The sequence below is a fragment of the Pseudomonas sp. GW821-FHT09C09 genome, assembly GCF_059418105.1.
The window spans coordinates 309,516-328,377 of sequence record NZ_JBWKPF010000004.1 but is presented as its reverse complement, the minus strand read 5'-3'; the positions used below and the strand labels follow the sequence as shown (position 1 = coordinate 328,377).

22 protein-coding genes are annotated in these 18,862 nt (G+C 63.5%); 3 read left to right on the top strand and 19 right to left on the bottom strand.

Features of this window, described 5'->3' with window-relative positions:
* Nucleotides 1-95 precede the first annotated feature (95 nt).
* Nucleotides 96-992 carry a LysR family transcriptional regulator gene (locus AC07NR_RS14990; protein WP_493157603.1) on the top strand — a complete coding sequence of 299 codons (897 nt, stop codon included), beginning with the start codon at nucleotides 96-98 and terminating at the stop codon, nucleotides 990-992.
* On the opposite strand, the gene AC07NR_RS14985 is transcribed toward AC07NR_RS14990, so the two are convergent.
* On the bottom strand, nucleotides 993-1,430 hold the full coding sequence (locus AC07NR_RS14985) for an excinuclease (RefSeq protein WP_495078865.1): 438 nt from the start codon (nucleotides 1,428-1,430) through the stop codon (nucleotides 993-995).
* 118 nt (nucleotides 1,431-1,548) lie between these two features.
* On the opposite strand from AC07NR_RS14985, the gene AC07NR_RS14980 reads away from it, so the two are divergent.
* Both AC07NR_RS14980 and AC07NR_RS14975 read left to right on the top strand, forming a co-directional pair.
* Nucleotides 1,549-1,854, top strand: a complete 306-nt coding sequence (locus AC07NR_RS14980; protein ID WP_265812570.1) for a type II toxin-antitoxin system RelE/ParE family toxin — start codon at nucleotides 1,549-1,551, stop codon at nucleotides 1,852-1,854.
* Nucleotides 1,851-2,138, top strand: a complete 288-nt coding sequence (locus AC07NR_RS14975; RefSeq protein WP_011332089.1) for an addiction module antidote protein — start codon at nucleotides 1,851-1,853, stop codon at nucleotides 2,136-2,138. The genes AC07NR_RS14980 and AC07NR_RS14975 overlap by 4 nt, the downstream gene beginning before the upstream one ends.
* Before the next feature lie 48 nt (nucleotides 2,139-2,186).
* On the opposite strand, the gene AC07NR_RS14970 is transcribed toward AC07NR_RS14975, so the two are convergent.
* The 18 genes from AC07NR_RS14970 to AC07NR_RS14885 are packed head-to-tail and all read right to left on the bottom strand — an operon-like array spanning nucleotide 2,187 to nucleotide 18,861.
* Entirely contained in the window at nucleotides 2,187-2,627 is a 441-nt protein-coding gene (locus tag AC07NR_RS14970; RefSeq protein ID WP_119429522.1) for an excinuclease, read from the bottom strand.
* A gap of 20 nt (nucleotides 2,628-2,647) precedes the next feature.
* Nucleotides 2,648-3,883: a beta-ketoacyl-ACP synthase gene (locus tag AC07NR_RS14965; protein ID WP_085711068.1), complete on the bottom strand. Its 1,236-nt coding sequence runs from the start codon at nucleotides 3,881-3,883 to the stop codon at nucleotides 2,648-2,650.
* Nucleotides 3,883-4,611 (bottom strand): 3-oxoacyl-ACP reductase FabG, encoded by a 729-nt coding sequence (gene fabG / locus AC07NR_RS14960; RefSeq protein WP_495078864.1) that lies wholly within the window; start codon nucleotides 4,609-4,611, stop codon nucleotides 3,883-3,885. Before fabG ends, AC07NR_RS14965 begins: the two co-directional genes overlap by 1 nt.
* Complete coding sequence (locus AC07NR_RS14955; protein ID WP_085732583.1) at nucleotides 4,604-5,068, bottom strand: hotdog family protein; 465 nt, start codon at nucleotides 5,066-5,068, stop codon at nucleotides 4,604-4,606. Before AC07NR_RS14955 ends, fabG begins: the two co-directional genes overlap by 8 nt.
* Nucleotides 5,065-6,261: a beta-ketoacyl-[acyl-carrier-protein] synthase family protein gene (locus tag AC07NR_RS14950; protein WP_495078863.1), complete on the bottom strand. Its 1,197-nt coding sequence runs from the start codon at nucleotides 6,259-6,261 to the stop codon at nucleotides 5,065-5,067. Before AC07NR_RS14950 ends, AC07NR_RS14955 begins: the two co-directional genes overlap by 4 nt.
* Entirely contained in the window at nucleotides 6,258-6,740 is a 483-nt protein-coding gene (locus tag AC07NR_RS14945) for a hypothetical protein (RefSeq protein ID WP_495078862.1), read from the bottom strand. Before AC07NR_RS14945 ends, AC07NR_RS14950 begins: the two co-directional genes overlap by 4 nt.
* Nucleotides 6,740-7,465: a class I SAM-dependent methyltransferase gene (locus AC07NR_RS14940; RefSeq protein WP_495078861.1), complete on the bottom strand. Its 726-nt coding sequence runs from the start codon at nucleotides 7,463-7,465 to the stop codon at nucleotides 6,740-6,742. The genes AC07NR_RS14945 and AC07NR_RS14940 overlap by 1 nt, the downstream gene beginning before the upstream one ends.
* Complete coding sequence (locus AC07NR_RS14935) at nucleotides 7,462-8,709, bottom strand: NAD(P)/FAD-dependent oxidoreductase (protein ID WP_495078860.1); 1,248 nt, start codon at nucleotides 8,707-8,709, stop codon at nucleotides 7,462-7,464. Before AC07NR_RS14935 ends, AC07NR_RS14940 begins: the two co-directional genes overlap by 4 nt.
* Entirely contained in the window at nucleotides 8,696-9,856 is a 1,161-nt protein-coding gene (locus AC07NR_RS14930) for a cation:proton antiporter (protein WP_495078859.1), read from the bottom strand. Before AC07NR_RS14930 ends, AC07NR_RS14935 begins: the two co-directional genes overlap by 14 nt.
* Complete coding sequence (locus tag AC07NR_RS14925) at nucleotides 9,853-12,192, bottom strand: MMPL family transporter (RefSeq protein ID WP_495078858.1); 2,340 nt, start codon at nucleotides 12,190-12,192, stop codon at nucleotides 9,853-9,855. The genes AC07NR_RS14930 and AC07NR_RS14925 overlap by 4 nt, the downstream gene beginning before the upstream one ends.
* A complete protein-coding gene (locus AC07NR_RS14920) occupies nucleotides 12,176-12,778 on the bottom strand; it encodes an outer membrane lipoprotein carrier protein LolA (RefSeq protein ID WP_495078857.1) in 603 nt (200 codons plus the stop codon). Before AC07NR_RS14920 ends, AC07NR_RS14925 begins: the two co-directional genes overlap by 17 nt.
* Complete coding sequence (locus AC07NR_RS14915) at nucleotides 12,775-13,200, bottom strand: acyl-CoA thioesterase (protein ID WP_085685400.1); 426 nt, start codon at nucleotides 13,198-13,200, stop codon at nucleotides 12,775-12,777. Before AC07NR_RS14915 ends, AC07NR_RS14920 begins: the two co-directional genes overlap by 4 nt.
* Entirely contained in the window at nucleotides 13,193-14,737 is a 1,545-nt protein-coding gene (locus AC07NR_RS14910) for an HAL/PAL/TAL family ammonia-lyase (protein WP_423204748.1), read from the bottom strand. The genes AC07NR_RS14915 and AC07NR_RS14910 overlap by 8 nt, the downstream gene beginning before the upstream one ends.
* Entirely contained in the window at nucleotides 14,718-15,665 is a 948-nt protein-coding gene (locus AC07NR_RS14905; protein WP_114881147.1) for a lysophospholipid acyltransferase family protein, read from the bottom strand. Before AC07NR_RS14905 ends, AC07NR_RS14910 begins: the two co-directional genes overlap by 20 nt.
* Entirely contained in the window at nucleotides 15,662-16,396 is a 735-nt protein-coding gene (locus tag AC07NR_RS14900; protein WP_495078856.1) for a glycosyltransferase family 2 protein, read from the bottom strand. The genes AC07NR_RS14905 and AC07NR_RS14900 overlap by 4 nt, the downstream gene beginning before the upstream one ends.
* Complete coding sequence (locus AC07NR_RS14895) at nucleotides 16,389-18,068, bottom strand: ApeI family dehydratase (RefSeq protein WP_495078855.1); 1,680 nt, start codon at nucleotides 18,066-18,068, stop codon at nucleotides 16,389-16,391. Before AC07NR_RS14895 ends, AC07NR_RS14900 begins: the two co-directional genes overlap by 8 nt.
* A complete protein-coding gene (locus AC07NR_RS14890) occupies nucleotides 18,065-18,610 on the bottom strand; it encodes a COG4648 family protein (RefSeq protein WP_085711081.1) in 546 nt (181 codons plus the stop codon). Before AC07NR_RS14890 ends, AC07NR_RS14895 begins: the two co-directional genes overlap by 4 nt.
* Nucleotides 18,607-18,861: an acyl carrier protein gene (locus tag AC07NR_RS14885; protein ID WP_007909503.1), complete on the bottom strand. Its 255-nt coding sequence runs from the start codon at nucleotides 18,859-18,861 to the stop codon at nucleotides 18,607-18,609. The genes AC07NR_RS14890 and AC07NR_RS14885 overlap by 4 nt, the downstream gene beginning before the upstream one ends.
* Nucleotide 18,862 lies beyond the last annotated feature (1 nt).

The window sequence follows — 18,862 nt, the reverse complement described above, 5'->3', positions numbered from 1 at the left end:
AGGCAAGCAATGAAAAAATCATATAGCTGGCTAATGTTTCTATCCAATATATTGTTCGACCTGTTTGATAGCTTTTACGACCTAATGGGGTGTCCATGGAATTGCGTCATCTGCGCTACTTCATCGCCGTCGCCGAAGAACTGCACTTCGGCCGCGCCGCACAGGTGCTGGGCATCTCCCAGCCACCGCTGAGCCAGCAGATTCAGGCGCTGGAACAGGAAGTCGGCGCACGGCTGTTCGAGCGTACCAATCGTCGGGTCGAGCTCAGCGAGGCCGGGCGGTTGTTTCTGGAAGAGGCGCGGCTGGTGCTGGCCCAGGTCGACAAAGCGGCGGACGTGGCCCGCCGCGCGCAACTCGGTGAATTGGGTGAATTGAAAATCGGCTTCACCTCCTCGGCGCCGTTCAACTCGACCATTCCCCAGGCGATTTTTTCCTTCCGCCAGCGTTTCCCGGCCGTGCACCTGAACCTGCGGGAGATGAGCAGCACCATGGTGGCCGACGCACTGGTGGACGAGTCGATCGAGGTCGGCATCATGCGGCCGCTGGGTTTGCCGGATTCGTTGAGCGTGGTCGAACTCATGCGTGAGCCGCTGGTGGCCGTGCTCAGCTCCAAACATCCGCTGGCGCAGGGCTCTGAAGAGGGGCTGTTCCTCTCGGCGCTGGCCCTCGAACCGTTCGTGTTCTTCCCCCGCAGCTACGGCAGTGGTTTGTACTCGCAACTGATCAGCCTGGCCCGTGACGCCGGTTTCAGCCCGCACTTCGCTCAGGAAGCGGGGGAGGCGATGACCATCATCGGACTGGTGGCGGCAGGTCTGGGCGTGTCGGTCATGCCGGCCTCGTATCAGCGGATGCGCATCGACGGCGTGGTCTATCGACCGCTGCTGGATTCCGAGGCCGTGACGGCCGTGTGGCTGGTGCAGCGCAAGGACCAGAAATCACCGATGGCCAAGGCGTTTGTCGAATTGCTCACGCGCAAGGTCGAAGCCGGCTGATCAACGCAGCCGCACCAGATCACCCTTCAACGCCACCCGCGTCACAAACACCCCGGCGCGACATTCGTATGTGTTCAGATCCTTGCGCACATGCTGGTCGTAGTAGCTGACGATATTGGTCACCGCGTTGGCCCCGACGCGCTTGGCCTGGGCCTGCAGGGCAATCAGGTTCGACTGCAGCACCCACTCGCAGGAGTCGTGATCGCTCTTGTTGAAGCCGTTGGTCTTCAGATCGCTGACCACGCCGCGCTGCAACATCCGCTGAGTCCCCTGAGGTCCATTGCCGATCAGGTAAAACTTCACACTGCCATCCAGCCGCCCGGCCCGAATCGCATCCGACAGCACGGTTTCGAACGGCATGTACATCAAATTGGTGGCGTGGCTGGCGCCGGGAAGCAGGCTGAAGAGGGCGGCGGCGATCAGGGCTTTCGCTTGCATGGTCATCTCCTTGACGTAACGCGCAGCAAATTACGGGTATGACGAGTGTAGACGCCGTATATCGGACAGAGAGAAGTCCATGTAGAGTGCGTGTAGCTCAACGGCTACACTTGCGAGCATGACTGAGATACTTCGAAGCTCCACATTCTCGAGCTGGCTTGTGAAGCTGGCTGATAGTCGCGCCAGGATGCGTATTCAGGTGCGAATTGATCGTATGGCTGAGGGAAACTTCGGTGATGTCAAAGCCATTGGCGAAGGGATCAGCGAAGCTCGAATTGACTATGGCCCGGGATATCGGGTCTATTTCATGCAGCAAGGTCGTCAGCTGGTTATCCTCCTTTGTGGTGGAGACAAGAGCAGTCAATCTCGAGACATCAAGCAAGCCAGGCTCATCGCGGAATCCTGGCAGGAGCAATACCCATGACCGAACAATTCACTCGTTGGGACTCAGCCGAGTACCTCAAGACAGAAGAGGACATGGCCAACTATCTGGACGCCTGTATGGAGGAGGCGGGTGACGACCCGGCTTTTATTGCCAAGGCACTTGGCACTATCGCTCGGGCGCGTGGCATGACCCAGGTTGCGCGCGATGCAGGGCTGTCACGGGAAAGTCTTTATCGCGCACTGTCAGGTGAGGTAAATCCCGAGTTTGGAACGATCCTCAAAGTCATGAAAGCGCTGGGACTGAAGCTGCATGCCAGCACATGATCTGAACTGAAAAGGGCGCCGAAAGGCGCCCTTTGTCGTTTCCGGCGGTTACTGAACCGTCGCCAGATCACCCTTCAACGCAACGCCGGCCATGATCGCGCCCGCGTGGCATTCATAGTTTTTCGCATCCTTGCGCTCGTTGCTCTTGTAGAAGCTGACGATGTTGGTCACGGCATTGGCGCCGGCGTTTTTCGCCGCCTGGTGCAGGCTGATGATCGCCGATTGCACGACCCACTCGCAGGCTTCCTGGTCGGACTTGTTGAAGGCGTTGGTCTTCTTGTTGGTCACCGCGCCAGGGCTGACGACGCTGACTTTGCCGGCCGGGGCGTTGCCCGCCAGATAGAATTTCACGCTGCCGTCGATCTTGCCGGTGCGGGTTGCCTCTGCGACCGCTTTGTCGAATGGCAGATAGACCGCCGTGTCACGGGCCTGGCTGACGGCCGGCAAGGCACAGATGAGCAGGGCGGCAGCGAGTTGGTTGAAGCGCATGGAGGTCTCCTTGACCTGGATTAATTCGGTTGCGTCCAGCGGCGGAAAATCAGCGAGGTGTTGACCCCGCCGAACGCGAAGTTGTTGTTCATCACGTAGTCGTGGTGCATCTGGCGGAATTCTCCGCGCAGGTAGTCGAGCTTGCCGCAGTGCGGATCGACTTCGTCGAGGTTGAGCGTGTGCACGTACAGGTCGCGGTTGAGCATTTCGATGCTGAACCACGACTCCAGCGCGCCGCAGGCACCCAAAGTGTGGCCGAGGAAGCTCTTCTGCGAGCTGATCGGCATGTGTTCGCCGAACAAGCTGCTGGTGGCCAGGGTCTCGGCGATATCGCCCTGCTCGGTGGCCGTGCCGTGACCGTTCACGTAACCGATGGCGTCAGGCGTGAGGCCGGCGTCTTCCAGTGCCAGCTCCATCGCACGGCGCATGGTGACCTGTTCCGGGCGGGTCGTGTGCTGGCCATCGGCGTTGCTGCCGAAGCCGACGATTTCGGCGTGAATGTGCGCACCGCGAGCGAGGGCGTGTTCCAGTTCTTCGAGCACCAGCATGCCGCCGCCTTCACCGATCACCAGGCCGTCGCGGCCCTTGTCATACGGGCGTGGCGAGGTTTGCGGCGCATCGTTTTTCAGGCTGGTGGCGTACAGCGCGTCGAACACCATGGCTTCGGTCGGGCACAGCTCTTCGGCGCCGCCGGCGAGCATCAGCGGCAGGCGGCCGAACTTGATCGCCTCGTAGGCGTAGCCGATGCCCTGGCTGCCGCTGGTGCAGGCGCTGGAGGTCGGGATCAGGCGACCGGTGAGGCCGAAGAAGATGCTGATGTTCGCCGCCGTGGTGTGCGGCATCATCCGCACGTAGGAGTTGGCGTTCAGACCTTCGGCCACCGAATTCAGCAGCATGTTGCCGAACGCCTTGATCTCGTCGGTGCTGCCGGTGGACGAGCCGCAGGCCACGCCCATGCGCCCGTCCTTGATCGATTCGTCGCCCAGCAGGCCGGCATCGGCCAGTGCTTTTTCCGCCGCGCCGACGGCCAGCCGCGAGACCCGGCCCATGCTGCGCAGTTGCTTGCGGGTCCAGTGCGCCGGCACCAGGAAATCATCGATCGGCCCGGCCAGTCGGGTGTTCAGCTCGCTGAAGCGATCCCACTCGTCCATCCGGCGGATGCCGCTGCGGTTGGCCGCGAAATTGCCGGCGATGGTGTCCCAGTCGCTGCCCAGCGAGGTGATGCCGGCCATGCCGGTGACGACAACGCGCTTCATCAGCACAAGCCTCCGTTGACCGCCAGGACTTGGCGGGTGATGTACGACGCTTCCGCCGACATCAGGAAATTCACCGCACCGGCCACCTCTTCAGGGGTGCCCATGCGTTGTGCCGGGATCATTTTCATCAGTTCTTCCACCGGCACGTTCTCGTCGAGCATGGCCGTGTCGATCAGGCCCGGCGCGACACAGTTGACTGTAATTTTGCGCTTGGCCAGTTCGATCGCCAACGCCTTTGCGGCACCGATCACGCCGGCCTTGGAAGCGCTGTAGTTGACCTGGCCACGGTTGCCGATCAGCCCCGAGACCGAGGTAATGCAAACGATGCGACCGGCGGCGCGACGACGGATCATCGGCATCATCACCGGGTGCAGGACGTTGTAGAAACCGTCGAGGTTGGTGCGCAACACCACGTCCCAGTCGTCATCACTGAGGGCCGGAAACGCGCCATCGCGGGTCAGTCCGGCATTGAGCACCACGCCGTAATAGGCGCCGTGGGCTTCAACGTCTGCTTCGAGGATGGCTTTGCAGGTTTCGCGGTCAGCCACGTCGAATTGCAGGATGCGCGCATTGCGACCCAGCGCTTCGATTTCGGTTTTCACCCCTTGCGCCTCGGCCACGCCACTGCGGCAATGCAGGACGATATCGTGGCCGGCCTTGGCCAGGCGCAGTGCAATGGCGCGGCCGATGCCACGGCTGGAGCCGGTGACCAGTACGAATTCAGTCATCGTTCGACTCCTTCAATTGTTCAAGATATTGCGCCGCGTGCGGCGGGCGGAACACGTTCAGCCGGGCGCTGGCTTCGATGCCGGGCGCATTGATATGGCATTCGAACACGCCCATGCCGTTGTCATCTTCCAGCGAGCGGATGCCATGGATGGTCAGTTCGCAGCCGACCGGAAACGCCTCGACATTGCATTCGAATTTGCGGGTGCCGAGCAGAAAGCCCAGCTCCACCGCATTGCCTTTCTGTCGTGCATGGCAGCCGGCGAATGCAGCGACGCTCTGCGCCATCAGCTCGACGCCGACCCATGCTGGCAGGCTGCCGTCGGGCAGGTTGAACAGGCCATCGGGCTTGACCGTGAGGGTAGTGTGGATCTGCTCATCGTCGAAGCTCAGGATCCGGTCGATCAGAATCATGTCGCCAGCGTGGGGCAGCAATTCGGCGAGCGGCCAGTCATTCATGGGGCGTCTCCGATAATCAGGCTGACGTTATTGCCACCGAAGGCAAACGAGTTGCTCATCAGGTAGCGGGGTGCAATGGACGCCAGGCGTTCGCTTGCGGTCACCCACTTCAGCGCTGGCAGGTCCGGATCGGCCTGGCCGTCCCAGACGTGCGGCGGCAAGGCGTGGTCGGGGTTGTCGGTGCTCAGGCTCAGCCAGCAGAACGCGGCTTCCAGTGCACCGGCAGCACCGAGGGTGTGGCCGGTCATCGGCTTGGTCGAGGAACACGCCACACCCTGCGGGAACAGCGTGGAAACGGCCAGGCTTTCCATCGCGTCGTTGTGCTGGGTGGCGGTGCCATGCAGGTTCAGGTAGCTGATTTGCGCGGCTTGCAGTCGGGCGCGATCCAGCGCCTGTTGCATCGCTTGCAACGCGCCCCGGCCGGACGGTTCCGGTGCAGAAATGTGGTGCGCATCGGAGCTGGCGCCAGCGCCCAGCAGGGCAATGGCCGGGCCGTCGCCGCGCTGTTTGCTCATCACGAACAGCACCGCTGCCTCGCCGATGTTGATGCCGTTGCGGTTGGCCGAGAACGGATTGCAGCGCTTGTCGGACACCGCTTCCAGCGACGAGAAACCATTCAGGGTCAGCTTGCACAGGCTGTCGACACCGCCGCACAGCACCGCGTCGCACAGCCCCAGATCCAGCAGGCGCCGGGCGCTCATCAGGGCCCGGGCGCTGGAGGTGCACGCCGTGGAAATCACGTAGGTCGGGCCGCTCAGTTGCAGCCAGTCGGCGAGGAAGGTCGCCGGGGCGCCGAGTTCCTGTTGCCGGTAGTCGTAATCGGCCGGGAACTGTTGGTTGCGAATGTAATGCGCCAGCCCCTGGCTGGCCTCGTCGATACCCGAGGTGCTGGTGCCGAGCACCACACCGATACGCTCAGGGCCGTAGGCCTGAATGGCAGCGTCGATGTCTTCGCGAATCTGCAACGCGGCTTCCAGCAGCAACTGATTGTTGCGGCTCTTGTGCGCCGCCATCTGCGGCGGAACGGGCGCCAGATCACCGCGCACGGCGGCCACCGGCAACTCGCGTTCCGGCACCCAGCCAGCCTCGCGGCGCATGCCCGAGCAATCGCCGGCGAACAGGTGGCGGGCGACTTCTTGCTTGTCACGGCCCAGGGCGCAGATCACGCCGAGTGCGTTGAGGTAGGCGGTCATGGCGTCGATTCACCTAAGGGAGACACGCGATAGTGCGGGCCTTGGGGCAGATTCAATTCGAAGCTCGACGGCTGTGAATAGCGGACGTCCCAGCGTGCCGGCAAGGAACGTTGGCCGCCGTGTTGCAACGCGGTGGGGTAATTGCGCGCCAGTTCGCCGGCAGGCGTCAGGGCGAACAGCAGCGCGGCGAACAACTCCCGGGCTTCCGGATTCGGCGGCAGCAGGCCGTCGGCCTGCCAGCGTCCGTCGATCAGTTGCTGACGGGCCTGGGGAATGCCCAGCGGATCCATCATCGACCAGCGGATGCCCGGGCCCTCGCGCTGGATCACCAGCAACCAGTCCTGACGCTGTCCGGCTTGCTGGCGCTCGATGTGCAGTTGCAGCGGCAAGGGCAGCGTCGGGTTATCCACAGGCAGCGGCGCCTGGCTGGCGCAAGCGGTCAGCAGCAGGACGCAGGCGAGCAGCAGAACACGCAGCATCAGACAGCCTCTTCCAGCGGTTTGCGCGCCACGACGTTGACCAGGGTTTCTTCACGCTGGCCAAACGGTTTCGGCTTGCGCAGGCCAAAACGTTCCAGCAGGCCGAAATCCTTCGCCCGGCTCCACCACAGGTACGGGTAGGAAACATTCCGTTCGCCGAACTCGAAGCCCTGCTGGCGGATCATTTCCAGATACTGCGCCGCACTCTTCTGCACGTGCATCGGATGGCGGAACAGCCAGCGGATGACCCACGTATCAATGTAAGCCTCGGTGGACTCGGCGAACAGCAGATAACCGCCCGGCTTGAGCACCCGGTAGAACTCGGCCAGGGCCTTTTCCTGTTCCACCAGATGATGGAAGGTCTGGTGACAGAACAGCAGATCGACGCTCGCATCCGGGACATTGAGCGTCGCGCAGTCGCTGCCGATCAGCTCGACGGTGAAACCCTGGCGCGCGGCCTCTGCGGCACTCAGCTCCAGGCTGTGGGGGTCGGCATCGACGCCGATCAAACGCTGTGGGGCGAAGGTCTGGCGTAGGTGGCCGAAGGATTTGCCCTGGCCGCAGCCTGCATCCAGCAGCACCGGGTTGGCCGGCAGCGCTTCGCTGAACAAGCCGCGCAAATCGTTGATCGCCACGCGCAGCACATGGTGCTGCCAGGTGTGGCTGCGCAGGAACCAGAAGCCGAAACGGGTTTCCTCGACGTAGCTGTCGCTCAAGTAATTCATGGGGCGTCCTTTGCACAGAGTTCGGAAATCGTCTTCAGTCGGCGGCGTGCCTCGCTGACAAACGGGTTGCGTTCGTCCCAGGCGTAACCGGCGAGAATCGAACAGATCATGCGACGGATGTCCGGGGAAGCCTGCTCATGGAAAATCACGTCCTGGAAGGTGCCGGCGTACCAGCCCTCGACGTAGGCGCGGAAGGTGTCGACACCGCGTTTCAAGGGTTCGGCGAACTCGCTTTGCCAGTCCACGGTTTCGCCCTGCAACTGTCGGTGCAATACACCGGCGGCCATGCTCGCCGAGCGCATGGCGATGGTCACGCCGGAAGAGAACACCGGATCGAGAAACTCGGCGGCGTTGCCCAACAAAGCAAAGCCCGGGCCGTGCAGGGTTTTGACGTTGGCCGCATAGCCGCCGAGGGTGCGCGCCGGGGTGTCCCACACGGCGTTGTTCAGCACCTTCGCCAGGCTCGGGGTTTCAGCGATGAAACCGCGCAGGCAGGCATCGAGATCGGCGTCGCGACCATTGAAATGTTCAGCAGCGGCCACCACGCCCACCGAGCAGCGACCATTGCTGAACGGAATCGTCCAGAACCAGATGTCGCGATGCTGCGGATGGGTGGTGACGAGGATCTTTTCGCGGTCGAAGGCCGGGTGGTCGATGTGATCTTCGACGTGGGTGAACACGGCCTGACGCACCGGGAAATTCGACGGTGCTTCCAGATCGAGCAAGCGAGACAGCACGCGGCCGTAGCCGCTGGCATCGAGGACAAAGCCGGCCTCGACACGGTACTCGCTGCTGTCTTCGCGACGCACATCGAGTTGCGGACGCGGGCGGTTGAAATCGACGCTGACGATGGCATCGCCATAACGGATTTCCACACCTTGCAGCGCGGCTTGATCGGCCAGCAGTTTGTCGAAGTCGGCGCGTTGCACCTGGAACGTGGTCGGTTTGCCGCCGGTGAACGTATCGCCGAAATCGAACGCGCTATAGCGCTCGCCCCAGGCGAATGCCGCGCCGGTCTTGCGCTGGTATCCGGCGGCGTTCACCGCTTCAAGCATGCCCGCTTCTTCGACGAAGTCCAGGCAATGACTGAGCAGGCTTTCGCCGATGGAAAACCGCGGGAAATGCTGGCGCTCGATCACCAGCACGTCGTGCCCCTTGCGCTTGAGCAACGCAGCGGCGATGGCGCCGGAGGGACCGGCGCCGATGATCACGACCTGACGGGATTCCATTTCAACGATTGGCACGCGAGCTCCTGGGTACGGCAATAGGGTTCAGTGACGCACGGTGCAGGCCGATGAAGGCCGGCAACAGCGTCGCGATCAGCCCCATCAGCATCAGCGCAAAGTACAGCGCCGGGCTGATGAGTTGTTGTTGCAACAGCAGGTTGAGAAAGACGATTTCACTCAGGCCGCGAATATTCAGCAGCACGCTTTCGCGCCAGCGGCTGGCGCCTTCGAACGAGGCACCGGCCCAGCCGAGGCCCAGCCAGTTGCCCACGATTTTGCTGGCGACCGGCAACAGCAGCAGCGCTGCCCATTGCACAGCGCCGAGGCTGGCGAGGGCGCTGTGCACATCGATCTGCACGATGCCGAAAGTGAGGATCAGCGGAATCGCGATCCACGTCTGCAAACGGTTCATCCAGCGCGCCGGCAGCGGCAGCACCAATGGCACCTTCAACGCGGCCATGCACAGCAGGTAGCCGATGCCGAAAATCAGCGCATTGAGCTTGTAGTGTTCGGCCAGCACCAGCAGCGCAAAGAAACCCAGGCTGTAAGTCAGCGGCCGGCGGATGCCGAACACTCGCAACAGCAACGGCACGCAGGCCAGCCCTAGCGGCAGCAACAGACTGCTCAGGTGCAGACTGCCCTGGGCGAGGCCGAACAGGGTCCAGCAGGCCAGGTCGATCAGGATCGCGGTCTGCACCAGACGCCGGGTCGCGGCGGGCGGGTAGTCGATGTGGCGCAGGTACAGATACAGCACCGGGATCGCGGTGATGGCGAACACCAGACCGATGGCCAGCGAGTTGATCCACGGTTGCGCCGGCAGCAGCCAGTACGCCGTCGCCAGCCCGCAGGCGAACGGCACGGCGAAACTCGGCAGGGCGATTTTCACGCTCTGGCGATCCAGGCGCAGGTCGATCACATCGCTGAGAATGTGCCCGAGCAACAGTGCAAAACTCAGGCTGTAGAGGTTTTTCAGCCAGTCCGGCGCAATCAGATCGGCGCCACTGAGCTGCCAGCCCGGTTCGATCCAGAAATACATCAACAGCGGCAGGGCGAAGCTGGCCAGCAGCAACTGGCTGACAATCGGAATCAACCCGAAATGCCGGCCGACGCGGGTGGCCACGGCGAACAATGCCAATGCCATCAGCCAGAAGACCACGACCATCATGCTGCCGGCTCCGCGACTGTCGCGGTGTGGGCATGTCGCCCGGCCCACGGCGCCAGCATGAAGCTGAAGGCCAACCCGAGGCTTACTGACAGACCGAAGTTGCTCACCGCCGGTGTACTCGACACCGCCAGCAGGCCGAACGACAGCCAGGTCGTCAGCGCCGCCAGCAAGGTGCCGAGCAGACTGACCGCCGCGCCGCCAACCTGCTCGCGCATCAGGATCGCGTAATCGACGCTGATCGCCGTCACCAGCAGCAGGCCGAACAGGCTGAACAGGGTCAGCGGCTGACCGAGCCAGCCGAGGCTGGCCAGACTGCACAGCGCCGCGAGCAGCGGCAGGGAAACGATGCGCAACGCGCCACCGAGACCGAACGGCAGGATCAGCACCAGCACGATCAGCACGCAGGAGGCGAGTTTCAGTTCGGCGGCGCTGATCTGGGTTTCGGCAAACACCCGGTTCAAGTCACCGAGGCGATCCACCAGCTCCACGCCGGGCAGGTCCAGCGCCTGCACACGCAGTAGTGCGGGGTTGTTCAGTCCTTGCAGGCTGACCATCGCCGCCACACCACCCTCGACCGGGCCGAGCCACAAGGTGCGGTAGGGCTCGCCGAGCGGACCGCTGAGCGCGGTGTCGATGTCTTCGGCGGGAAGGGACTGCAACTGCGTCAATTCGGTTTGCAGCGCTGTCAGTGGTACGCCGACTTCAAGCAGCGGCTGCCAGAACTGCGGCAATTTGTTCAGCGCTTCGCGAACCTGCTGTTGCTGGCTCGGCGGGCTGACCAGTTGGTTGAGCGCCAGAAAACCCTGCAACTTGTCGAGGTTGACCAATTGCTCCAGGCGCTCACTCAACGCGGCCTGACGCTCCAGCAGTTGCTCCTGGTTTTCCGCGCGCACCAGGAAGAACTGGCTGGTCGGTTGATAACCGGTGATGCGGGCGATGGCCTGCGCTTCATCGGTCAGATGCTGCGGTGCGCCGACCCACTGGCGGATGTCGTTTTTGCTTTGCAGTTGCACCAGACCGCCGGCGCAGAACGCGACCAGCAGGGCAAACAGAATCGGTGTGCGTACGTGTTCCAGCAGGGTTTCCCGAAGGCTGACCATGCGTTCGGCCAGCCGCAACGGCCACTGCGCCGGGCGCAATTCGACGCTGCTCAACAGCGCCGGCAGCAGGCACACCGCCGACAGGTAGGCGCCGAGCAGACCGGCCGCGGAGAACACGGCGATCTGGGTCAAGGCCGGGAACGGCGTCCAGGCCAGCGCCAGATAACCGATGGCACTGGTGATCAGGCTCAGGGTCAGGCCCGAGACGGTCAGGCGCAGCGCCGGCCAGCTGCGCCACGGTTTGAGGCTCCAGCTTTTGGACAGATAGTGCAGCGGGTAATCCACCGCTACACCGATCAGGCTAGAGCCGAGTACCAACGTCATGACATGCAGATGCCCGAACAGCGCCACGCAGGCCACCGCACCGAACAGCATGCCCACCAGCACCGGAATGAAGGCCAGCAACACCCGCCAGCGACGGAAAGCGAGCAACAGCAGCAACAGAATACCGAGCGTGGCGCCGCCGCCGACCCAGGAAATTTCCCGGGTCGCTTGCTGCTGACCGTTGGCCGCGTAGAGCAAACCGCTGGCGGCCAGCAGTTGCACATCGGATTTCGCCGCTTGCTCGCGGCTGTGTTGCAGCAGTGCGGCGACTTGCAGCGGCAAATTCATGTCGAAGGCGTTGCCGGTGGTGCGTGCCCGCAGCAGCACCCAGCGCTTGCCGTCGGCATCGGCGATCAACGCTCCGCTGCCGATATCCAGTTGCACCGCGCCGTGCTGCGGCTGGCTGTTCTGGATGCGTCCGGTCAGGCCCAGCCAGTCGTCCTGGCTCGGCACCAGACTGAAACCGGTGAACGGATCGAACAGCGCCTGCACCCGTTGCTGGATGAAGGCGTCCGGGTGTTCGATCAGCAGTTGCCGATCATCCGCCGAGAGCATCGCCAGTCGCCCTTGCAGCAATTGCGTGCGCAGGGCGGGCAGATCGGCTTGCAGGTTCCACTGCACTTTTTCGAACAGCCCGCTGGCCTGCCATTGCTCGCCCAGAGTCTGGGCCATGGCGACGGCTTGCTGGCGATCGGTATGCCCGACCAGGACCAGCATTTCCCGGTTGAGCGGTTCCTGCATGCGTTGTTCGGCACGCTGCTCGACCGCGTCCGGATGCGTGCCGGGCACCAGCTCCATCAGGTTCGCCGACAACGGTGCGCCGTCGCGCCACTGCCAGGCGCCCAGTGCGACGACGGCCATCAGCAGGATCAGGAACAGCCAGGGCAGCCTGCGTTCACTCGGCAAAGTCATGTTGCTCCGCGTCGCTCAACGGTTGGCCGGCGGTGCTGTCCTGCATGCGCAGCACAGTGCTGTCGCCCTGGGTTTCCAGCAGTTCGATGGTATTCACCAGCGTGCCACCGGTGATGTTGATCTGATTGAAAACCTGCTTGAGCAGCACCGAGCGCGGGGTCAGGGTCAGTTGCCATTGCTGCGCGTCGCCGCTCAGGGTCAGTTCGAAATCCCGTTGCAGGCCGCTGCTGTCGCCTTGCAGCACGGCGAGGAACAGACGGTTCTGTTCGGCGCCGGCGCTCTTGCCGGGCAACAGTTGCCAACCGCTGACGTCACGACGGGCGATGCCTTTGGCGTTGATGCGGTAGTCCTGCTGCAGCGGGGTTTTCAGCAGCCAGAGCAGACCGTAATGCTTGGCGAGGACAAAGTTGCCCTTGCTGATCAGCGGCTGGGGCAGGGCACGCAGGTGCTTTTCCTGGATGAACTGGCCGTGGATCACGTCCGGTTTCGCCAGTTGATCGCTCAGCTGTTGCAGGTCGAAGGCATTGGCCAGCGACGACAGCGTCAGCAGCGCAAGGGCCCCAAGGGATTTCACAAACACATTCATCGCAGCATCCTTTCCACGGCATCGGTGAAGACTTTCGGCGACGCCAGTTGCATCTCGCGGCTGCTCACCTCGACGGCGACCTGCACCGAACTGGCGCGGGTCAGGCGTTCGCCGGTCTCGGCGTCGGTGATCAGGTAGTGAATCTTCAGGCGGTTTTCCCACTCCACCAGGCTGGCGCGCACGTTCAGCCGCTGACCGAACACCGCGCCGCGCACGTAGCGCAGTTGCAGGTCGATTACCGGCCAGGCGTAGCCCGAGTCGACCATCTGGTTGTAGTTGTGGCCGATCTTGTCGAGCAACGCGCAGCGCGCCACTTCCAGGTATTTTACGTAATGGCCGTGCCAGACGACGTGCATGGTGTCGACGTCAAAGAACGGCACGAGGATTTCCGTATCGGCGTGAAGCACTCCGGCACTACGCATGCAGCCTCCAGTGTTGCTCGGCGATGCGTTGCAGACACAGGCGCAGTTCGCCTTCCAGGGCGCGGTCTTCGATCACCGGCGGGAAGTCCTGGGCCAGCGCTTCGTGCATCGCGGCCAGCGACGGAGGCAGTGGCCGTGCGTCTTCATCACGGCCACGCAGCCACACACCTTGGTTGGCGGCGAGCAGCGTGGCGGCGGCCACCTGTTCGGTCAGCTCCAGCACGCGAATGGCGTCGCGGGCGGCGATGGTGCCCATGCTCACCTTGTCCTGGTTGTGGCACTCGGTGGAGCGCGAGAAGACGCTGGCCGGCATGGTGTTTTTCAACGCTTCGGCGGTCCAGGCGCTGGCGCCGATCTGCACAGCCTTGAAGCCGTGGTTGAGCATCGCCCGGTCGGCGCTGGCGCCGGACAGATTGCTCGGCAAACCGTGGTTGTAACGCTCGTCCACCAGCAAGGCGAGTTGTCGGTCGAGCAGGTCGGCGACGTTGGCCACGAGGTTTTTCAGGCTGTCCATGGCGAACGCGATATGTCCGCCGTAGAAGTGCCCGCCGTGCAGCACGCGCTCAGCTTCGGCGTCGATGATCGGGTTGTCGTTGGCGCTGTTGAGTTCGGTCTCGATGAACGAACGCAGCCAGTTCAGGCTGTCGGCCAATACGCCGAGCACGTGCGGTGCGCAGCGCAGCGAGTAGCGATCCTGCAGGCGATGCAGCGGCGCGGTCGGCGCGTCGATCGCCAGATCCTTGCGCAGCCACGCGGCAACCTGCATTTGCCCCGGATGCGGTTTGGCGGCGAACAGACGCTCGTCGAAGTGTTCCGGATTGCCTTGCAGCGCCACCACGTTCAAAGCGGTGATGCGAGTGGCCAGTTGCAGCAGGTAATCGGCGCGGGCGTAAGCCAGGCAGGCGAGGCCGGTCATCACGGCGGTGCCGTTCATCAGTGCCAGCGCTTCTTTCGGGCGCAGCACCAGCGGAGTCCAGCCCAGTTCGCGATGCACATCGGCAGCCTGGCGGCGCTCGCCACGGAACATCACTTCACGCTCGCCGGACAGGGTCGCGGCGACGTAGGACAGCGGCGTCAGATCGCCGCTGGCGCCCACCGACCCCTCTTCGGGGATCAGCGGCAGGATGTCGTGTTCAAGGAAGGCATGCAGGCGTTCCAACAGCTCGATGCGCACTCCGGACACGCCGTGGCACAGCGACTGCAAACGCGCCGCCAGCACCGCGCGGGTGGCCTGGGCGTCGAGCAGTTTGCCCAGTCCGCAACCGTGGAAGGTGTAGAGATGCTGCGGCAGCGCTTCGACGTGATGCAGCGGCACCGCGACCACGCAGGAGTCGCCGTAACCGGTGGTCACGCCGTAGATCACGCCTTCCTTGTCCAGCAGCGAATCGAGGAACCGCGCACCTTTGGCGATGCGTTCACGGTAATCGGCGTCGCTCTGCAACTGCACGGGCGCCTGACGGTTGGCCAGGGCCAGCACGTCTTCGATGCGCAAAGGGCGTTCGCCGAAGGTTACCGGCTCATGGGTTGGCGTCGTCATCGGTCTTCCAGAAAGGGTAAAAGTTGAACCATTGCCTGGGGGCTTCGAGGCAATAGTGACTCAGGCGTTCGGCGTAGCGGGTCGCCCACTGATGAATGACCTGTTCGCGGTCGCGGCGGGTCCAGGTCACGGCCTCGGTGAACGGCTCCAGGGTCAGGCGATAGTGGCCGTCAGGTTGCTTGAGGCACATCAGCAGATTGACCGGGCATTTCAGCAGGCCGGCCAGCAGCCACGGACCTTGCGGGAATCGCGCTGGATGACCGAGGAAATCCACGGTCACGCTGCGGCCGCCATGCAGCGGTACGCGATCACCGGCAATCGCCAGCCATTCGCCGCGCTCCAGGCGTTCGTTCAGCTGCAGCATGACCCCCGGGTCTAGCTCGCTGACCTGGATCAGCCGCAGATTGGTCGCCCCGGCTTCGCCCAGCAGACGATTGAACTGTTCGGCGTGCTTGGTGTGCACCAGCACGTTCATGGTGACCTTTTCGCCGATCTCCGCCAGCGCCCGGCACACTTCGAGGTTGCCCAGGTGCGCGCCCACCAGCATTTGCCCGCGACTGCCGCGCAACTGATTGCGCAGCAGCGCCGGGTCGATGATTTCGATCTGCTCGATGCTCAGCTTGCGGTTCCACACGTCGAGCTTGTCGAGCAGCGAATCGGCGAACGCCATGAACTGCCCGAACACGCGCCACAGGCTCGGGCGCAATTCGTGGCGACCGCTCCAGTCGGCGAGACGCTGCTGATACTGCCAGGCACTGCGCCGGGCCGTGCGGCCGAACAGGAAGAAGTACAGGACGATGCCGTACAGCAGCGGGCTCAGCAGGCGTCGGCCAAGAACCTTGGCGGCGAACGCGGTGAATTTCATCAGCAGGAAACTGCCACGCTCTTCGCGGTCGGCCCAGTGCTTTTTGTCGGTTTCGACCGTCATGCGCGCCACCGTCGCCAGAGGATCGCGGGCGAGCGCAGCAACATGCCGAAGAACAGGCGTGTGTGCATGCTCGAAATCAGCACGTTGTCGTGGAACATCCGAAAGTGCGACACGCCGTCCAGCGGGTAGTGCACGCTGGTTTGCAGCCAGCGCATCGGCTGGTTGCGCCAGGACAGACGCACGAGGATGTCCGAGTCGAAATCCATGCGCTTGCCGATCCGCGCCGAGTCGATCAGCGCCAGTGTCGGCTCCAGCGGATACACCCGGAAACCGCACATCGAATCGCGGATCTGTAGCGACAGGGTGTTGATCCACACCATCACGTGCGTCAGGTAACGGGCGTACAGGCGACCCTTGGGGACGCTGGCGTCGTACAGCGGATAACCGCAGATCAGCGCTCGCGGATGGGCGCGGGATTCTTCGACAAAGCGCGCGACATCCTGCAAGTCGTGCTGACCGTCGGCATCGACCTGCAAGGCGTGGCTGAAGCCCAGTCGCGCCGCTTCACGCAGGCCGGTCATCACCGCGCCGCCCTTGCCCTGATTGGTGGTGAGGCGCACCAGGTACACTCGCTCGCGTTCGGCCAGAACATCCAGCACGGCTGCGCAGGATTTGCTGCTGGCGTCGTCCACGAGAATGCACGGCAAGCCTTGGGCGAGCAGGGCATCGACCACGGTGGCGATCGCAGTTTCGTGGTTGTAGACCGGGATGACCGCGCAAGGATTATGCATTGTCAGTCCCCAGCAGAATCCGCCCGCTGGAACAGGTGGCGGTGTCGTTGCGGTAGGCGAAATACAGCTTGCCGCGTTCAGGGTCGAAGCGCAGGTGCAGCTGGATTTCATCGCCGGGGCGCACCAGTTGCTGGAACTTCAGCACTTCCATGCCGGCGAACGCGCCGGACAGGTTCAAGAGTTGGCGACCAAGGTTCAGTGCCCATTCGACCTGCACCACGCCGGGCAACACCGGGGCCTTGGGGAAGTGGCCACTGAAGTAGGCAAGGTCTGGCGGTACACTCAGTTGCAGGCTCCACTCGCCATCGGTTTCGGTCTGTTCCAGAACCTCCGGTGCCTTAGGACGGGGTGCCAGCAGCAGCGCTTCGACGTCGGCCTGAGGCAACTTGCCCTGAGGGTTCAGCGGCAGTTGTCGCAGCAAGCGCCAGCGCCGGGGCAGGGCGAGGGCTTCGCAGTGCTCGCCGAGGTGACGGCGCAGGGTTTCGGTGAGGCTGCGGCGGCCGTGCTCACGCAGGGCAAACAGGCCGGATTCGCTGAGCACCAGCAAGGCGCCGAGGGAGGCGCGGTTTTCCTGCACCACGCCCAAGCGCGCTTCGGCGACCCAATCGTGGGCGACCAGGGCCTGCTCCAGCATCGGCAGGGAGATGCGTTTTTCTTCCAGTTTGACGATCCGGTCCAGTCGCCCGAGCAGTTCGAAGCGACCATCGGCTTCGATGCGTGCGGCATCGGCGGTGTGTTCGACATGCCCGGCGGGAAGGTACGGCGAGGCGATCAACAGGGCGCCGTCGCCATCCTGGCTCAGCTCGACACCGGCGAATGGCTGCCACAAGTGTTGGCCCTGACGCCAGGCGATGCCGCCGGTCTCCGAGCTGCCGAGGATTTCCGTCGGCCACTGTTGCAGGCGTTGGTGCAGGCTTCGCGCGGCATCCGCCGGCAACGCACCGCCGGAGGAAAACACCCGGCGCACGGCGCTCAGGGCCGGCCAGTCGAGGTTGTCGCCCATGCGCTTGAGCAACGCCGGGCTGGCGACCCAGGCGAAGGCCGGGTGTTCGCGGCTGGCGCGCTGCATGTCTTCAGGAAAGGCCAGTTGTTTGCGCAGGAACGGGCGGCCGGCACACAGCGGCCACAAAACACGGAACAACAGACCGTAAATGTGTTGGGTGGCGACGCTGCCGATGATGCAGGCCTCGCCGAGATCCGCACCCCACAGTTGCTCGAGGGCTTCGACTTCGTTGGCCAGTTGCCGCAGGGACTTGTCGATGCGTTTGGGCTCGCCGCTGGAGCCGGACGTGCACAGGCTCAGGCGGCACTGGTCGAGATCCAGTTCGGTACCTGTCAGTGCGGTGTGCTGCAAATCGCTCAGGTGCGCGTCGTCTGCATGATCGGTCAGCCACAGGTCGACTTCGTTCGACCAGCGCTGGCGGGTCTGCGCTTGCAGATCCGCAGGCAGCAAGACGCTGACGCCGGCGCGCCAGGCACCGAGCAGGGCGATGGCCAGTTCTGCGGCATCTTCCAGGTGCACGGCCAGACGTCGCACGCCCCTGGCTTGCAGGCCGGCGGCCAGGCTCAGGGCCTGTTCGCGCAGGTGTGCGTGATCGAGTGCCGGCGCGACGGTGACGTCGCGCTGCGGCAGATCCTTGAGCAGCAGCTGCTCAAGTTTTATCCAGTTCATGGGCGACCTCTTACCCGTTGTCGTATCAGCCATTCAATGGCAAACATCAGGCCGATCAATCCGTAGGAGATCAGGCCGGTGTACAACATCCACCAGTGCAGCGGTGCCCAAAGGGTCAGCAGGGCCGCGCACAAGCCGTTACAGAAAAAAAACACGCTCCAGGCCACGGTGACCTGACGGGTGTAGCGGATCGCTTCGGGCGGCAATTGCGGCTCGCGAATGCGCGCCAGACGTTCGACCATCGGCGGGCCGTATTTCAGGCTCAGGCTGAACAGCACCAGCATGAAGCCGCTGATCAGCACCGGATACCAGCGCAGCAACAGCGGGCTGTCGAACAGCGCCAGCAGCAGGCAGAACACGATGGCCACGCAGGCCATCCACAGACTGCCGGGCTTGCGCTCGCCGGTCAGCGCGCGGGCCAGCCACAGGCTGCCCAGCAGCAGGCCGAACTGCCACGGCGCAAAGTGCTCCATGCCGAAATACACCGCAAAGGGATACAACAGGCCCGCCAGCAGCAGGCCGAGGCCGATCAATCGGCTCATGCGGCCGGTTGAACCAGACGGTAGACCGCCTCGACCACGTCGCCGACGGTACGCACCGACTTGAACTCCTCGGCGGCGATTTTCTTGCCGGTCTGGCGTTTGATGTGGTCGATCAGGTCGACGGCGTCGATGCTGTCGATTTCCAGGTCCTGATACAGGTTCGATTCCAGGCTCACACGGGCCGGGTCCAGTTCGAACAGCTCGACCAGGGCATCGCGCAGGGTGTTGAAGATGTCGTCACGAGTTTGCATG

Excerpts from the sequence above, each read along its gene's own strand:
- AC07NR_RS14990 (WP_493157603.1), top strand. The coding sequence starts at position 96 with ATGGAATTGCGTCATCTGCGCTACTTCATCGCCGTCGCCGAAGAACTG.
- AC07NR_RS14985 (WP_495078865.1), bottom strand. The coding sequence starts at position 1,430 with ATGCAAGCGAAAGCCCTGATCGCCGCCGCCCTCTTCAGCCTGCTTCCC.
- AC07NR_RS14980 (WP_265812570.1), top strand. The coding sequence starts at position 1,549 with ATGACTGAGATACTTCGAAGCTCCACATTCTCGAGCTGGCTTGTGAAG.
- AC07NR_RS14975 (WP_011332089.1), top strand. The coding sequence starts at position 1,851 with ATGACCGAACAATTCACTCGTTGGGACTCAGCCGAGTACCTCAAGACA.
- AC07NR_RS14970 (WP_119429522.1), bottom strand. The coding sequence starts at position 2,627 with ATGCGCTTCAACCAACTCGCTGCCGCCCTGCTCATCTGTGCCTTGCCG.
- AC07NR_RS14965 (WP_085711068.1), bottom strand. The coding sequence starts at position 3,883 with ATGAAGCGCGTTGTCGTCACCGGCATGGCCGGCATCACCTCGCTGGGC.
- fabG (WP_495078864.1), bottom strand. The coding sequence starts at position 4,611 with ATGACTGAATTCGTACTGGTCACCGGCTCCAGCCGTGGCATCGGCCGC.
- AC07NR_RS14955 (WP_085732583.1), bottom strand. The coding sequence starts at position 5,068 with ATGAATGACTGGCCGCTCGCCGAATTGCTGCCCCACGCTGGCGACATG.
- AC07NR_RS14950 (WP_495078863.1), bottom strand. The coding sequence starts at position 6,261 with ATGACCGCCTACCTCAACGCACTCGGCGTGATCTGCGCCCTGGGCCGT.
- AC07NR_RS14945 (WP_495078862.1), bottom strand. The coding sequence starts at position 6,740 with ATGCTGCGTGTTCTGCTGCTCGCCTGCGTCCTGCTGCTGACCGCTTGC.
- AC07NR_RS14940 (WP_495078861.1), bottom strand. The coding sequence starts at position 7,465 with ATGAATTACTTGAGCGACAGCTACGTCGAGGAAACCCGTTTCGGCTTC.
- AC07NR_RS14930 (WP_495078859.1), bottom strand. The coding sequence starts at position 9,856 with ATGATGGTCGTGGTCTTCTGGCTGATGGCATTGGCATTGTTCGCCGTG.
- AC07NR_RS14925 (WP_495078858.1), bottom strand. The coding sequence starts at position 12,192 with ATGACTTTGCCGAGTGAACGCAGGCTGCCCTGGCTGTTCCTGATCCTG.
- AC07NR_RS14920 (WP_495078857.1), bottom strand. The coding sequence starts at position 12,778 with ATGAATGTGTTTGTGAAATCCCTTGGGGCCCTTGCGCTGCTGACGCTG.
- AC07NR_RS14915 (WP_085685400.1), bottom strand. The coding sequence starts at position 13,200 with ATGCGTAGTGCCGGAGTGCTTCACGCCGATACGGAAATCCTCGTGCCG.
- AC07NR_RS14910 (WP_423204748.1), bottom strand. The coding sequence starts at position 14,737 with ATGACGACGCCAACCCATGAGCCGGTAACCTTCGGCGAACGCCCTTTG.
- AC07NR_RS14905 (WP_114881147.1), bottom strand. The coding sequence starts at position 15,665 with ATGACGGTCGAAACCGACAAAAAGCACTGGGCCGACCGCGAAGAGCGT.
- AC07NR_RS14900 (WP_495078856.1), bottom strand. The coding sequence starts at position 16,396 with ATGCATAATCCTTGCGCGGTCATCCCGGTCTACAACCACGAAACTGCG.
- AC07NR_RS14895 (WP_495078855.1), bottom strand. The coding sequence starts at position 18,068 with ATGAACTGGATAAAACTTGAGCAGCTGCTGCTCAAGGATCTGCCGCAG.
- AC07NR_RS14890 (WP_085711081.1), bottom strand. The coding sequence starts at position 18,610 with ATGAGCCGATTGATCGGCCTCGGCCTGCTGCTGGCGGGCCTGTTGTAT.
- AC07NR_RS14885 (WP_007909503.1), bottom strand. The coding sequence starts at position 18,861 with ATGCAAACTCGTGACGACATCTTCAACACCCTGCGCGATGCCCTGGTC.